At 31.7% G+C, this 16,041-nt stretch carries 11 protein-coding genes; all 11 read left to right on the forward strand.

Translation table 11 applies throughout. The features are described from left to right. Positions 1–10: 10 nt before the first annotated feature. The 11 genes from LQ598_RS11825 (at position 11) to LQ598_RS11875 (ending at position 15,942) form a co-directional block, all read left to right on the forward strand. Complete coding sequence (locus LQ598_RS11825; protein WP_084756530.1) at positions 11–1,906, forward strand: AAA family ATPase; 1,896 nt, start codon at positions 11–13, stop codon at positions 1,904–1,906. Between the two features lie 17 nt (positions 1,907–1,923). Then, on the forward strand, positions 1,924–5,376 hold the full coding sequence (locus LQ598_RS11830) for a hypothetical protein (RefSeq protein ID WP_239745581.1): 3,453 nt from the start codon (positions 1,924–1,926) through the stop codon (positions 5,374–5,376). 58 nt (positions 5,377–5,434) lie between these two features. Beyond that, positions 5,435–5,926, forward strand: a complete 492-nt coding sequence (locus LQ598_RS11835; RefSeq protein WP_239745583.1) for a hypothetical protein — start codon at positions 5,435–5,437, stop codon at positions 5,924–5,926. A gap of 75 nt (positions 5,927–6,001) precedes the next feature. Next, positions 6,002–6,310 carry a hypothetical protein gene (locus LQ598_RS11840; RefSeq protein WP_239745585.1) on the forward strand — a complete coding sequence of 103 codons (309 nt, stop codon included), beginning with the start codon at positions 6,002–6,004 and terminating at the stop codon, positions 6,308–6,310. A 175-nt stretch (positions 6,311–6,485) separates the two neighbouring features. After that, complete coding sequence (locus LQ598_RS11845) at positions 6,486–8,651, forward strand: CCDC158 family protein (protein WP_239745587.1); 2,166 nt, start codon at positions 6,486–6,488, stop codon at positions 8,649–8,651. Between the two features lie 14 nt (positions 8,652–8,665). After that, positions 8,666–9,550, forward strand: coding sequence for a hypothetical protein (locus LQ598_RS11850; RefSeq protein WP_084756525.1), 885 nt, complete (start codon positions 8,666–8,668; stop codon positions 9,548–9,550). Between the two features lie 54 nt (positions 9,551–9,604). Further along, positions 9,605–11,530, forward strand: coding sequence for a hypothetical protein (locus LQ598_RS11855; protein ID WP_239745589.1), 1,926 nt, complete (start codon positions 9,605–9,607; stop codon positions 11,528–11,530). Between the two features lie 133 nt (positions 11,531–11,663). Continuing rightward, positions 11,664–12,572, forward strand: a complete 909-nt coding sequence (locus LQ598_RS11860; RefSeq protein ID WP_239745591.1) for a hypothetical protein — start codon at positions 11,664–11,666, stop codon at positions 12,570–12,572. A gap of 836 nt (positions 12,573–13,408) precedes the next feature. Next, positions 13,409–14,827, forward strand: a complete 1,419-nt coding sequence (locus tag LQ598_RS11865; RefSeq protein WP_239745593.1) for a phage tail tip lysozyme — start codon at positions 13,409–13,411, stop codon at positions 14,825–14,827. A gap of 13 nt (positions 14,828–14,840) precedes the next feature. Continuing rightward, entirely contained in the window at positions 14,841–15,383 is a 543-nt protein-coding gene (locus tag LQ598_RS11870; RefSeq protein WP_152292173.1) for a hypothetical protein, read from the forward strand. Next, a complete protein-coding gene (locus tag LQ598_RS11875; RefSeq protein ID WP_239745594.1) occupies positions 15,373–15,942 on the forward strand; it encodes a hypothetical protein in 570 nt (189 codons plus the stop codon). Before LQ598_RS11870 ends, LQ598_RS11875 begins: the two co-directional genes overlap by 11 nt. Positions 15,943–16,041 lie beyond the last annotated feature (99 nt).

Raw genomic sequence — 16,041 nt, forward strand, 5'->3', positions numbered from 1 at the left:
GAGGAAGCTTATGGAATCATTTGTGGAAAATCAAACATTATTCAATGAAATGAACAAAGAATTTGGTATGGCACTTCGTTATCTGAAACCTAGTGATTCAGATATTATCGGTAGAGAACAAGAAATGAAAAATATTCAATATGGTTTAAATCTTGATGACACACCCGTCGTTATGATAATTGGACCAGCAGGTTCAGGTAAAACAAGAGCGGTTGAAGAATACGCAAGGAGAGAAAGCTTAGGATTAAGAGATATACATGTTATTACATTAGATATTGGCATGCTAGGTTCCGGAGAAACGTTAAAAATCCGTTTAAGTAAGTTAATACCTCGATTAAAACAATATGAAGAAGACTTACAAAAATATTCTATGTATGCAAGAGTTATTTTGTTTATAGATGAAGCACATACGATTATAAGCACCTTCGGAGAAAATTCTAAAGAAGGTGGAGATATACTTAAACCTTATTTAGCGCGTGCAGGTGACTATATTGGCATGATTTTTGCAACCACTAACGAAGAATATATTGATTATTTCTCAAATGATATAGCTATGGATAGACGTTTTGAGAAGGTATGGTTTGAAGAAATGTCAGAAGACGAAACAGTTCAGATATTAAGACAATGGCTAGACAGTCGAGAAAGAACAAAATATACAGTTGGTGTAGATGATAGACTTTTGAAAGCTATTATCGAAGAAAACAAGAAGCACAATACGGATTTATATGAACCCGACAAATCTTTAAAAATTTTACAGAGAATGCATTCAGTCTCAAAAACAGATGAAGTCCCTATAGATCATGATTTGATGGAACAAGTCTTTAAAGCGACTAGAAATTTATCGCTCACTCATGACTTAGAAAGTAAAGAAATTACAGACTACTGTAAGTCACGAGTTAAAGGGCAACCATTAGCTTTGCATGTGTTAGGTTCTAGAATGAGACGTTTAAAATACTTTGGCCAAGAACGATTTAGGGTTTTATGGTCTGCTTTATTTGTAGGTACTACTGGTGTCGGCAAAACAGAACTAGCAAAATCAATTGCAGAAGTAATGTACGGTCATTCAGAAGGGAATTTTATAAAAGTAGAAATGACGAATTTCGACCAAGAAAATTCTGCTGAAGAGTTTAGTTACTTTATTGGAACACAAGTTAAAGGTAATGGAGATAAAGTTATTTTATTAGACGAAATTGAAAAAGCTCATAACAATGTTCAAATGCGTTTGTTACCTATATTAGGTGAAGGTGTCGTAACTTATTCAGATATTGGTGTAGATAAAAGGCGTAGAACACATAATGTATCAGTAAGAAATGCAATCATCATTGCTACTTCAAACAAAGGGCATAAAGTATTTACAAACATTGATAAAAACTCAGAAGAAATATTAGACGCTAAACAAGGCGAAATTGATGTTTTTACTGATGAAGTTAAGTTCAGAGCAAGAGACTTACAACCACAAATCGAAAAAGCATTAGAAGGTGACAAATTCAGACCAGAACTTTTACAACGATTTGATTCTATAGTGCCATTTTCCACTTTAACAGTACCAACTATGATGGAAATAGCTGATATGCAAATTAAAGATATGATTAAGAAGTTTTATAAAATGGGTTATGAAATTAATATGAATGATCCAGTGACATGGACGGGAGGATATAAAGATTATACCGCTTCAGACATTTGTATGTATGTCATTATAGAGCGTATTAATTTTGAGAATAAAAACCAAACCGGCGCAAGAAATGTGAGAAGAATAATTGAAAGTATCGAAGAAGATATATTAGAAGCTATCGATAATAATCCGGGCTTTACGAACTTCGATATTATGACAGATGGTAATTGTCGATTTGAATCAGCAGATCATGCAGAATCACGTGGTTCTATTATTGTAAGGCCAAGATACTAATCAAAGGAGGTGGAAGAATGAAAGCTTTTCAAAGGATTACAGCATTAATATTTATTTTTACCCTGATGATTGGGCTTTGTTTCTCAAATGTTAATCATGTACATGCAGCACCTAATGAAGGGGTTACTGCTGATGATAATCCGTTTTCTGATGAAGAAAAAGACGATTTATCATTGTATGACAGTCAAGAAGCTAAAGAATCAGAGAAGAACTTAAAAGCTAAAGAAGCAGACGACGCTCAAATTTATAGCATGTATTCTATGATCTTAATGGATCAAAAGCAAGGCAAAAAGAAACAAGCTAAATCAAAAAAAGATTCAAAAAAAGAAGGGAAGAAAAATTTTGCTTCTGCAGCAGGTGAATTTGCAGGAAAAACAGTAGGTAAAGCATACAGCGTTAAGAAAAACATTACAGAAGCAGGTAAAGGTAAATTTAGGAATATACTAGGTGATGGCGGTACAGTTATCGATGTTGGTTATACGGAGATGTACTCTCTCGCAAATGAAACAAGAGGTAAAACGGGCGATGATAAAGACGCTACTGGAACGCAACTAGCTTCATTTTTAGCAACATATAATCACTATGGCTATATTTCTACTGTAAGTGGTCAAAAAGCAATGGTTAGTGGTCAAGAAGGCCTTGCTAAATTTATGCGTACTGTTTTTGGTGGACTTGTCGCTTTATCTTTAGCGTTATATCAAGGTATTAATACATTATTAGATTTTACTTTAGATGTATTGATAGGATTAAATCCTTTATCACTATTAGGTTATAGTGATGGTGGTAAGTCTATGACGGATAATCCTATATCAAACTTTGTTCATCAAGTGTTTCAACAAGCTGGATTTACAACATCATTTTTCGATAAACTTGCTGATTTGAGTTTGGTACTTGTCATTTTATTCATAGTGATTGGTAGTATGATTTTTATGACGATAGGTGCAAAACGTAGATGGCTACAACTTGCAAAAAAAGGTGCTTTACTTATTTTTGCATATACAGCGTTTTTACCGTTACTAGGTTTTGTTATAAGTGGTTTTGCTGATCAAGTTAAAGATTTAAGAAATGAGTCAGTATTACATGAAAACCCTGCAAGTCAGCATTTATTTAACGCTCGTGGTTGGGCCGCTTCATCTAACTTAAGTCCAACTGGATTAAAGAGTAGTGCATTTCCACAAGCTAAAGCAGATGACGGTTATATAGATAATGATTTTGATCCAATTAGATCACGACAAATGATTGCTGATATAAATGACCGTACGTATTCTACTTTATATGGCATGGATAAAGAAGAAGCAGGATTTGACTTATTAGACAAATGGATTAAAAACGAAAATTTTAATGTCAATTCCTATATGAGTGATATACGTCGAGGTAGTCTTCCAAATAAAGAAGAATCCTTACCTGCTTATGACAACCTAGATACTGCTTATAGTGAGTACGACCTAAAAAAAGGACAGATTAAAAATGTATTATGGTCCGCAAACCAAACATTAGATGAAGATATGATAAAAGTAGATCATAAAAACTACAAGCCATCATCTAATTTAGGTGTAAGAGATGATAGTAGTTTTAGTACACAATCAGTAGTTTTAATGTTACAGAGTTCTTTTGACGGTAGTGGCGCACGATTTTATGCGTATAATTTACCACCAAAAGGTATGCAAGGTGAATTGAAGAACATTACAACTGCAAAAACTGAATGGAAAGAAGTTACAATGCCGGGTGACGGACCTTTAGGTGTTGTAGGTTCATGGTTTAGCTTAGGGGGTTCTTCACTTGTCTATGTGATTATAACGATAGCGATTGTTATAGCATTAATATCCTTCACAATTTTGGAAAACTTATTCAGAATTGCTAAGAACTTCTTTAAACTATATGTGTTATTGAATGTATATGCGATGTATTCTATTACATTCTTGGTTCTTGCTAGTGTTTTAACTTATGTACTTGCCTTAAGTGCTGCTGATATAGCGCTAATTATCGTAAACGGTATTTCTAGTACAATAGATAAGGCGTTAGGCGGTGCTATTCCATCGGGTATTATATCAATTGTTATATCATTAGCTTCTTTATATACAGCTTATTATATTAGTTTCAAAAAGCCACGATACAATTCAGAACCTTTGATTAGAACATTTGTTAATTTGTTTATGAATATGGCGTTTGCATATGATGATCGTGTATCACGTATGACAAGTATGTTCGATAAAAGTCGTAATGTTGAAAATGCTAAAAATAAACTATTCAACAGAGAAAATAAAGAATCAGCCAATTATCAGAATGAACGACGTACAGGATATGATAACGAAGGTAATGAAGAATCAGAGGACGGTTCCCCTGCAACATATAGTTCAGATTCAAATTCAGGGGCTTATGTAAATCGATTCGCAAGAGGGCGTCGTCAGAAGAAAGAAATGGTTGATACAAGAACATATGGTAAACCCGGATTCGGTAATCATGAAATGGATAAACAAGAGTCAGATGAAGATGGCAAAGAAAACAACAACGACAATCAATCTATTGAAGAACAAGAAGGTAAAACATCAAATAGTTATCGTACTACCAACAATGATACGTCAAACAAAGATAATGATAATATGACTGAAGAAGAAAAAGAAGAACTTAAGAAGCATGGATTTATCAGAAATCGAACTAATAAAGAAGTAGAGTCTCAGAATGATACTAAGACAGAATCAGAAACATCTACAGATAGTTCTGAGGAAAGCAATACAGTTGATACAAGAAATGAATCAAGAAGTGAATCAAGAAGTGAATCAAGAAGTGAATCGAAGAATAATGACGATAAGAATAGTCCAACTAAAGAATTTGCAAAAGCAGAAGTAAAAGGCGCAGCGCAAAACCTTGCTTTCGATGGTGCTGAATCAGTAAGTGGTGTAGATATGAGTACTGCTAAATCAGCTAAAGGCGCTTATGATGAAGTACAAACAGCGAAAGAAATGGGCTATACAAATGATGGTAAACCAGAAAAAGTAGATGATGTAGTTGAAAATGAAGTTGATTCAAAAACAGGGTTCATATCAGGTAATAAATCAAGAAATTCTAACAACAAGTCAGGCAACTCAGAATCGAATGAACAAGAAGGTAATACACAAAGTAATTCTCACAAATCAGATGACACGCACTCAACTGAACAAGCTAATGTATATGGTAATACGCGTAGTCGAAGAAACAAGAAGAATAATTCATCACATAGTCAAAGTTCACAAGACAATAAACAATCACCTAAGACGACAAGTAATAAATCTAAAGAAGCTTCAAATAAACCTAAAGGCTATGAGAAGCATAAAGGTAAACGTACAAAGAGTGAAGAAAGAGCGCGTAAGCGATTCGAAAGAAAGAAAAGATCGAAAAATACTAAAAAAACAAATCAGCAGGTAGAACAAAAACAAGAAACATCAACAGATTATGAATATACACGTGCAGCTAAGAGAAAACCTAAGAAGTAGATAATTGTATAGGAAGTGTTTTTGTACACTTCCTATCACTTTTTAAAGGAGTGGTGTCATGAGCGAAGTTAGTTTAAAAGAAGAAAGAGAAGATTATGGCTATTTGTCGGAAGCTAAAAGTTTTGCTGATATGAAAAAGCGACTTGAACGATTAGATAATGACAAAAAGTATTATTACGCACTAAATACTAAAGCAGCAGAAAAGTTCATGAAAAAAAGTGAGTTTATTAAACCGAATGGAAAGATTGATGTCGATTTATATATAGACGCAATCAATTATCTTAAGAGTGTACCTGATTCAGAATATAATCGTGATGACTACATTTTAGATTGTTTGTTGGTAGACGCTTATGAAGAAGGTATCGAAGAACTTTTCTCAGATACTCAGGGCTTTGTTGGAAAAACATTGGCGTCGCCAGTTAGAAAGTTTAACAGGCGAAGTAAAGAAAGTTTCAAATCACTAGCTAGACCAGATGACGGTTCAATTATGGCCGGAATTATATGGTTTAAAAATTGGATCGTTCGTAAGTATAACGAACTCAAACGATAGATAATATAATAATATCTTTACAAATGAAAATTATTTTTGTATATTTAATTTGAGTAAAAAATACCAAATAAAAAAATGAGGTGTTGGAACATGGAAAGAATTAATCAGCTTTTAGAATGGGCGACAAGTCAATCAGAGAGCGTGGGGCTAAAAGTCGTAGCTGCCATTGCAATTATATTATTAATTATTGCTTTAATTTCAACGATTGTAAGTTTAGGATTAGGAAAACTGAAAGCTGCCGGAGTAGCAGCGCTATTATTTATAGGAGTAGCTATAATATCAGCAACAGGATATACAGTATTAAAATGGCTTGCTGGTGGTGTATCAGATGAAATTGGTGACAAAGTAGGGTTAATTAATTTTGTTATTCAAACTATAATCTAAAAAAATAGCCCTAAAAATAGGGCTATTTTTTGTGTTCTTAATATTAATACATACTTTATAATTGATATATTAATTATATAGATTTTGTAATTACCTTTATTGTAAAAATGCTTAATTGTGGTATAATAAAAGTATATAAATTGATACTATTTAATAATAGAAAGGTCGTGTTTTGATGTCTGAATTTAAAGATTTACGTGTAAAAGATATAGAACTGCCACAAAACAAAAAAATGAATCTTTTAATTGTATTTACACTTAAAGATGATGTTTATAGTGGCTTGAATGAACGTAGACAAACTAGAAAGTGGAATGATTTTAAGAAAGATTATGGCACGAAAGAAAAGAAAAATTATGTTTTCTCAACTGATTTCGAACTTGCTGATAATGATCCTTTTAAAAATAAAGACGTTGTTGTCGCTATAGACCTTGTATCATTAGCCGAAATACAGCCAAAAGATGAAAAGAAATTAGAATTTGGTTTAAGAATTTTAAATGATAATCATCAAATAGAGCTTACAAGTTCTGAAAACGGTACAGATTTAAATAGTGGTATAGACTTTAAAGATATACAAGAAAAATACGAAGAAAATTTTAAGTATCTTAAAAATAAAGCAGAAGAAGCTAAATTTAAATTTGAACAATCTGAAAAGAAAGCAAATGATGACAAGCCAGATCAAAGTATTCAAAGGCCACAAACTCAAATGAAGTCACCAGAAGAAGTTTTAGAAGAAGATGAAGAGTTTCAAGATATACAAAGACAGAAACAAGATGATGTATCAGCGGAACAAATGGTAACAGAAGATACAACGGAAGAAAAAGCAGATAATAAACGTCAACAGGATTCTATTCAACTTAAAATGTCGGAACAATCTTTTGATTATACGAATGAAACAAAAGATGATGACAGTACATTAGGTTCATTAAAATCTAAATTATTCCAAACAATTAATCATTATATTCCGGACTTTTATTTAAATGTGAATGATTTTGACAAATTTAATCCTGAATTTGAAACAAAGGAATATAAAAACCTATATAAAATTACAAATGACGGCATTAAGAATAGAATCATTTCATACAACAAATTTACACAGCTAAACCGTCAAAAGTTAATACACAACATATACAGAGAATTAGAAGCAAAACTTGTAAATCGTTATTTTGAAATATTGAAATTGTACAAAATGGACGACACTGAAAATATTTTTAATGAGGCATATAGACAAAATGAAGATACATTAAAACAAGAATTAGGTGAAGTGGATAGAAAGACTGATCAGAAAGAACGATTATTAAAACAAGATTTTGAACAAAAAAAGAAGAATCATCTAGATCTTGTATTTCAAAAGGCTTCTATGGAGTATGATGAAGAACATTTACCGAAAATAAAAGAAGAAAAAGAGCAATTCAAAGAACAACTAATACAAAGTATTAATGAAAAATATGATAACGAATTAGAACGAATAGAAAGTGAAGTGTCAGAAACAGTCGATGAACGCTTAGAAAAAGTAGTTGAAAATGTATTAGAAGAATCAATCAATGGAATTGAAAATATTATTCAAGAGTTTAATGAGTCTATTTCAGAAGAACACCGCAAGATATCAGAACAATTTGATTTAGATTGGGTACGTTTTACTGAACAAGTTAAAGATATAGAAGCAGAAAGACATAAGAATGAAAACCTTAGACAAAGCAAGATTGATGAAGAAGTCAGTAAGCGTTCTAAAGACTATGAAGAAATGCGAAATATATTGAAAAATAAAGAAAATAACATTACACAACTTGAAACACAATATAACAAGATATTGGAAGAAAATGCTACAAAAGAGAGACGTATTACGGATATGACAAATGAGCGTACGGAATACTTTGAGAGTCTTAAAAAGGCAAAAGAAAAGACAGAGGATATATCGAAAGAGTATGAAGAATTATATGCAAAATATAGAGACGCTATTGATCCAAATAATATCAACGCTGCAACTCAAAAACAGAGTGAAGAATCTAATAATTCTTGGTGGCAAAAGTTTGATAAATATATAATTGCTATATCATGTGCAATTATCTTAGGTATTTGTATTGTGTGGGCTTCATATAATGTGAAAGCTAGTGATTCACAAAATTCTGAGTTACAAAGTAAAATAGAACAGCAACAAAAAGATATAAAAGCTGAATCTGAAAAACAAGAAAAGCGTAATAAAGAACTAGAAGAACAAGCCAAACAACAAAAAGCTAAAGAAGAAGAACAAGCTAAAAAAGATAAAGAACAACAAGAAGCTCAGAAGAAACTTGAAGAACAACAGAAGAAAGCTGATGAAAAATCAAAAGATAAAAAAGATTAAAATGGGGCGATTAGATGGCAGATTCAAAAAAGAAAGGACCTAATATCGGTTCACATTATGGTTTTTTGACAAACTTAAGAGCTGGAAGAACTGATATAGCTTGGTATTTTAGTTGGATGTCTAAATTTAAAATCAAACATTCCATTACAAGCAAAAAGTTAGCCATCTTTCTACCACTATCTTTCATTATTGGATTATCAGCGTGGCTATATTTGAAAAGTGGACTACTCAAAGTTGCTTTCATGGGATTACCAACGCTAATGGTAGTAACAGGTTTAATGGGTATATTGATTTTATATACACTTATGGATCCAACAAAAGGGTCGTTATTGAGGATGTCCATACTTTTTATACGTTCAGTTGTCAATAGGTGGGTTACAACGTTTGGAAATCCAACGCGAGATAGACAAAGTGGTATAAGTTTTGTAGATAAAAAAGGGAATATTGTCATGGATGATGGCCAATATGGTTTTGCATGTATTATTGATGGTGCAAACAGTCCTACTTCATTTCCTTCTGAAATAAAAAGACAGGAAGAGAAAGCAAAAGATTATCATAAGACAAGAACAAGAACGACAACTATTTATAATATAACGTCGTCTCAGTTACAAGACGCTGAATCAAATATTAAAGAAATGGAAAGTCGAGCAAGAGTTAATACGGTACCTGCAATTAAGAGAATGTGCGAAAGTGAAGCGTACTTTGAAAAAACAGAAATTCATAATAAAAAGCCTATCATCATTCAATATAAATTATTTACTGACCCTAGAATGAGCGGTTTAAAAGAATCTAAAGACCACTTAGAACGTTTTACTGATAAGGGATATATTAATAATTTTCGTGTATTAACGACTGAAGAAATTGAAGAGGTGTTTGGTAATATACTTAAATTTAAATAAAACATTCAACCGTACATAATTTGTGCGGTTGATTTTGAATAGAGGGTGTAACAGATGAAAATCTTTAAGAAGACAAAACGTTTCTTTAAAAAACCGAAAAAATCACAAAGAGCATTAGAACGTAAAGATAGTTTAATGACACCAGCAACTGGATATACATCAACACCAAATTTCATGATTGCTAATAAAAGATATGCAAACATGACGGTTTTAAGTAACTATTATGGTTTAAATAGACACAAACAGTATGGTTGGTTTATCAATGTCATTCCAGAAATCAATATTGATTCTGTGAGGGGATACTTTATCGAAGTGAGTAAACCGGTTGCTTCAGATGAACAATTACAGCTAATCGGTGCAATTGAAAAAACGAAAAAATCTATTGTGAACTCACAAAAAGAAGTAAGTGCTGCAAATTCTGAAGCAAAACAAGATCAAATCAAAGATTTAAGTGACGCAAGGACAAAACATAGTAAAGAACAAGATATTATTATTGATAGCCAAATAAGGTGTATGTTGGTTTCTGATGACGCCAACGCAATCGAAGAACAATTGAAAAATATCAATACGTATTACAATGAAACGATGTATGGCTTATCTTTATCTAGTTTGCCGGGTCAACAGGACCAATTATTTAAAGGGTTATTTAGAGGTGTTACATCAAATCTTTACGACAATACGATGATGGCATTTAGTTATGCAGGCTTTGATCATATGTTAAAACGTGTATTAAACGATGAAAAAGGTGTTCCAATAGGTGATGTATCACAAAACGTTACCTTAGATACAGAAGCGATGTTTGATTTGAATAGACGTTTTAAATCAAAAGTTTTAGTAGCTGCCCCCGATTTTTCTATTATAGGTAACTTTGACCCTAAATTATCTTCCGCTTCTTTATGGGGACAAAAGATTGCTAATCATGCTATGGCATACGGACACCGAACATTTCATATCGTGTTAAATGATTTTGAATACTATGGATCGGATGATGATAATCGTTTCAGAGCTGAAGAAATCATGAATACAGTACTTAAAAAATATGATTTATCAAAAGGTGGTATAAACATCTTAGAACAATTTGGTGATAGAGAAGACGCAGCAAGAATTTATTACAATAAATTAGAGAGTTTAACGTATTCTATCCACTTGTTATTAAGACAGAACAATTCAAAAGACATGAGAACACTTACCAACAAGATATTAAATGAGTTTTTCTTAGAAACAGGCCTTTGGAATAAACAAGCTTCAAAATATCCAGAAAAAGCAAGAACAATCGTTACAAACCATGCTTCATATCCAACTTTAGGTAGACTTGTTGCAGATATGACAATTTTAGGTGAAAGATTAAATGAGCAAGGTAAAGGGCGTATAGAAGATGTAGAAGATTTGGAAATGGCGTTAGAAGGTATATTAAATACGAACTTCAATGCGTTTGGTGGTAAGACTACTTTAGAACACCCTAATCAAAACCGTGATATATATCAATTCTATTATGAGTTAGATAGACTTTCGAAAGAAGCGAAAGAGGTACAGTTCATTAGTGTGTTTGATTATATATATCCCCAAGCAGATGAAGGGGATATTATTATGATTCATGGCATGGATCAATTATCAAAAGATACAACAAAATTTATGAAAGATAGTTTGAAGAAAATTGAAAAGAAAGGTATTCGTACTGCGTTTCTATTTGATAAAGTGGGTAATCAAGCAGAGGACCCTAATCAAGATGAAAGTGATGTTGAATATGCAGATATTTTCAATGTACGAGGACACATTTATCAAGATATAGAAAATGATTTTGATTATACGATAACAGGCAGTATGACACAACATGATTTAAAAAAGTACGAATATGAGATAAACCAAACTTTACCGTTACATTTAAAAAGTATTATCCTTTCCAATGAGAAATTACAATATATGATACGAAGTAGCGCAGATGATACAACGAGTTTCGTTGCAGCAAACTTTTTAATTTAACCTCCTATAGATTAGGAGGTTTAGTTATAATTTTGTCGTAAAATTGATATAGATTTGTGATAAAATAGTTCTTAAATAATATCATCTAACATCAATTTAATTATGGGTGCTATAGAGTGAAAGAGGTTTTAACATGGCAAGTGGTAAAATAAAAATTAAAAACTTTCCTGATGATGTACCATTTGAGAAAATACCGAGAGAATTGTTGCAGAGTTGTGATACAAACTCAGTTCATAATAAAAATATGTCGCTTCAAGCAATTGGATTGCTTTGTAATATAAGAAGTTACGCTGATACGTGGGATTTACACAAGACAGAGTTATATAAAAGATACGCAAAGAACAAAGAATTTTCAGTCCGTAGTGCATGGGATGAATTAGTGGAGAATAACTATATTATTCAACTTAAAGTCCGTGATGGGAGTAAATGGGTTTATATATATTATGCGAATGTACATCCGTTCACACAGGAAGAAATACAAGAGATTGAACGATCAGAAGGTGGTAAAACTGTTAAGAAGTTTGCAGCACCTTATTCAAAAAAAGAAACTGAAAATAAAGATAACCAAAATGACGAGAAAGAAGCTGAAAATAAAAATAATCAAAGTGATGAAAAAGAGCAAATTCCTGCTTCTAGTGAGGATAAATCACGTGAAGTTCCGATTGATTTAGGGGATTACTTTGAAGGAAATGAAAAGAGCAAACGACAAAGGGATGAAAAAGAAATCAAAGAGGCTGAAGTTTCAAACTTGCCTTTTCACCTTAAGTCCTATCTCATGAATTTCCCTTTGGATGAACTACAAATTGTTAAAGCGAGCTTGTTAATAGGTAAAACAATATATAACACTAGAGAGCCTGACACTGCTAAACGCTTAATGTTAGAAGATGTAGAATATGAATTGATAGCAATGTTAAAGCGTATCAAGCGTAAAATGTACGAAAAGCAAGAAGATATTAAAGATTTAGATAGTTATATTAAAAAGTCTACTTTAACTGTATTCGAAAGATATGCACTAGATACTTTTGAAGATATAGAAGTATAAAACTACCTTACTATTTTAGTGGGGTAGTTTTATTTCATAAATGGACTCTTGGTTTTCAAGTCTAGAAAACCAAGAGTCCATTTTAATTATATAAACTACAGAAATTCAGATTTATCTATTTTTAATTTTAAAGCTATTTAAAGCGCATTATAAATTTTGATGGGTTTTTGTATGCTTTTAACCAAAATCGTTTCATATAAGCCAAATATGAAGCAAATAAGTACATATATGTATAAGTATTTAGGTTTGATTGTAGAAAAAACACTAAAATCTTTTGTAATTCCAATATATTCCAAATGGGCTCGTGGTTTCCAAGTCTAGAAAACCTAGACTAGGAAATCTAGACTAGAAAACCAAGAACTAAGATATTACTTAAGTAAAGATAGACTTAAAGAAAGATAGACTTAATAAATTAAGATATGAAATCTTACGAATGCTTTGAATGAGTTGTATATATATAGTTAGTACATAGTGAAATGTAAATGCCAAACCATTCAAAGCATTCATAAGATTTTTTAAATACATTACATATTGTTTTTTTATTTACTGTATACATAACTATTTTAGCTATCTACCTTAAAACTTTTAAGATCAAATCATATTTCATATATAAAACTATCCACTTATTTCTAAAGCCTAATTTAAAACTAATAATGTCATTTCAAGAACTTCGTTCTAAGTACCATTAGGAACATCAAAAACTCAACTATTAATATAAAGTTATGGCATTAATTTGAGGGGCAGTGCATGTATCTAAAACCTTTAAAACATATATAATATTAGAGTATTTTATGGTATAATTTAAGTAAAATTATATATTTTAAGGAGTTGATTATTTGTATTCTATTCGTAGTGAAAAACTATCATTTACAACAAAAATAATCACATCTTTTTCTTTAATATTGAGTTTGTCTTGTGTAGATATAAATCTAACTAAAAATAATCGAGCAAACGCGAATTCTAGTGTTGTATTAGACGCTCAGCAAGGTTGTTATAAACCAAGTGATAACAGTAGCGAAAGCGACACCGAATCATCAGAAGGTAGTAAAGATAAAAAAGATAAGAACGACAAAGGTTCTTTTTCTGAAATACCTAATAAAGAAAATGTGAAAGATATTTATCATGAATTGCATGATAAACATGGATTTTCAGCAGAATTTATAGCAGGTATGCTTGCTAACTGGTGGACTGAAGCACAAATAGATCCAACAGCAAACGAACCAAGCAATTATGGAGTGAAAACAGCAAAAGAAGCGACAAGTGGTCGAATGGGTATCGGTTATGGCCAATGGACTTTTGAACGTCATACAGCATTAGTAAAATGGTCTAAAGACAAGCATGATACTGAAGAGTGGTGGAAAACAGATATACAATTGGATTACATGGTTAAAGGTGATGACATGTATGTCGATATTCTTAAAAATCTAGCTTTAGAATCTGGTGACGATCCTATTCAAGAAGCAGTTAATTTCCACAATGAGTGGGAACGTTCAGCCGATTCAGATTCTAAAATTATAAATGAACGTGGTGGCCAAGCGAAAAAAGTTTTAGAATACATGAAAAGTGAAGGCATGGACGGTAAAAAAGATAAAGACAAAATCAATAAACTAGGTAAAGAAACAAAAGACGATAGTAAAAAAGCGTCATCATCTAATACTGATAAAGAAAAAACAGTCTACAGTAGTTGTGGCAGTAGTTCTAAAAAAGACAGTTCATCAGGTAAAAAAGGTAAGTTAGGTGAAAGTACAAAAGTTAATGGTAAGAAAGGTAAAGTTATTGAAAAAAATTGGGAATACGATAAGGTTCCAGAAAAGTATAAAAAATATATAACTGCACCTAAATTTGATGAAGCTTATTTGGATAAACCCGGAAATGTGTTTGATAATGAGAAATTGAGGGGTCAGTGTACAGAGTTAACATGGGCTTATATGTCACAATTACATGGTTCTGGCCAACCGGTAAATGGTAACGGTAATATGATTTATAAAGCGTACGAAAAAGAAGGCGCTAAAGTAACAGATAAACCAACTGTAGGCTATGGATTTAGTTCAAATCCACCACAAGCTGGTGCGGGTGATCCAACTACAGGTCATACAGGTGTTGTAGTTGGTGTAATGGAAGACGGTAAATGGTTAATGGCTAATTATAATGTTCCACCAAAAATGGCGCCTTCTAGAACGTTATATATATCACTTGTTGATGGTACAGACGGAGATATTAAATTCTTTGACGGTGTTAAAAAATCTAAAAAATAAGTAGGTGGCTAGTATGAAAAGCTTAGTAAAAATTATACAAGTTGTTATAGTGATTGCTTTATGTATAACAATTGTCACTTTGATGACTTTGATATCAAAGCAAGGGACCAAAAATGAAGTGCTTAAGAAAGAACTAGGAAATATAGAAAAAGTACAGAGCAAATCTAACTATGAACCAATTAATCAAGATGGTGTAAAATCGTACGAGAAGAAAACTAAGAAGAAATTAGACTCTTTTTTAAAAAATGAATATAAAGATGATACAGCAGAAGATGAAGGATCAGCATATTCTGCCATGCGCGCTTTATTTGGCGTAGCAGGACATCATATTATCTTGAATGAAAATTCAACAAATAAAGATTATCTTGATTATTATGCACCTTTTGAATATAAAATTGATAATTTTTCAGCAAGGAACAACGGAAGTGATGTAGAGGTAATGTTCAATGTTAAAACAACTTATGATGGTGAACCTATCAATGAGAATAATACATTGATGAAACTAACATTTAATAGCCAAGATGAATTAGTGGGAGGGTCATTGTATGGAGAATAATCGTTCTTATTCATTTATGATACTCAATGCGATATTGGGAATATGTCTTTTAATTACAGTGTTTATGAGTGTGAATTTGTATAACAAACATAAAGAATTTGATGAAACTAAAAACGAGATAGAACAAGTGAAGTTAGAAAACAAGAATATAAAAATGGCCAATAAAAAAGTTGATAGAAAACAAGAAAAAATCAACGAAGAACTTGGAATCGATAGAGTTAGTAATCAATCAGAAACATTTAATAACCTATTTTTCGAATGGGGTACATGGGAAAAGTTCAGTAATAACATGGAAATGATACGTAAAGATTATCCAGCTATACAAAAAGGTAATGTTGTAAATGTAGATGGTAAAGATGTCGGAACTGGAAACAGTCCAGTAAGTTCATACAGCGCAGATGTTTTTACAACTAAAGAAAAAAATGAGGTGAATGAATTTATAACTCAGAGAAAAACCTATGATGATAAAAAAACAGAAACCATTTGGCAGAAAAATTCAGTACTTATAAATGGTGAATATGATATAAAAAGAATGAAATCTTATGAATTAATAATTTGAATTTCTTTTGTCAAAAACTTGTTACTAACCTAGAGGTTGATATATATTAAGAAGTAAATATATATCAAATAAATGATGTTATTTAATACAGTAAAGGTT

This window comes from Mammaliicoccus sp. F-M27 (genome assembly GCF_022387115.1).
Lineage (GTDB): Bacteria > Bacillota > Bacilli > Staphylococcales > Staphylococcaceae > Mammaliicoccus > Mammaliicoccus vitulinus.

Coding starts and splice junctions, on each gene's coding strand:
- LQ598_RS11825 (WP_084756530.1), top strand. CDS start 11: ATGGAATCATTTGTGGAAAATCAAACATTATTCAATGAAATGAACAAA.
- LQ598_RS11830 (WP_239745581.1), top strand. CDS start 1,924: ATGAAAGCTTTTCAAAGGATTACAGCATTAATATTTATTTTTACCCTG.
- LQ598_RS11835 (WP_239745583.1), top strand. CDS start 5,435: ATGAGCGAAGTTAGTTTAAAAGAAGAAAGAGAAGATTATGGCTATTTG.
- LQ598_RS11840 (WP_239745585.1), top strand. CDS start 6,002: ATGAGGTGTTGGAACATGGAAAGAATTAATCAGCTTTTAGAATGGGCG.
- LQ598_RS11845 (WP_239745587.1), top strand. CDS start 6,486: ATGTCTGAATTTAAAGATTTACGTGTAAAAGATATAGAACTGCCACAA.
- LQ598_RS11850 (WP_084756525.1), top strand. CDS start 8,666: ATGGCAGATTCAAAAAAGAAAGGACCTAATATCGGTTCACATTATGGT.
- LQ598_RS11855 (WP_239745589.1), top strand. CDS start 9,605: ATGAAAATCTTTAAGAAGACAAAACGTTTCTTTAAAAAACCGAAAAAA.
- LQ598_RS11860 (WP_239745591.1), top strand. CDS start 11,664: ATGGCAAGTGGTAAAATAAAAATTAAAAACTTTCCTGATGATGTACCA.
- LQ598_RS11870 (WP_152292173.1), top strand. CDS start 14,841: ATGAAAAGCTTAGTAAAAATTATACAAGTTGTTATAGTGATTGCTTTA.
- LQ598_RS11875 (WP_239745594.1), top strand. CDS start 15,373: ATGGAGAATAATCGTTCTTATTCATTTATGATACTCAATGCGATATTG.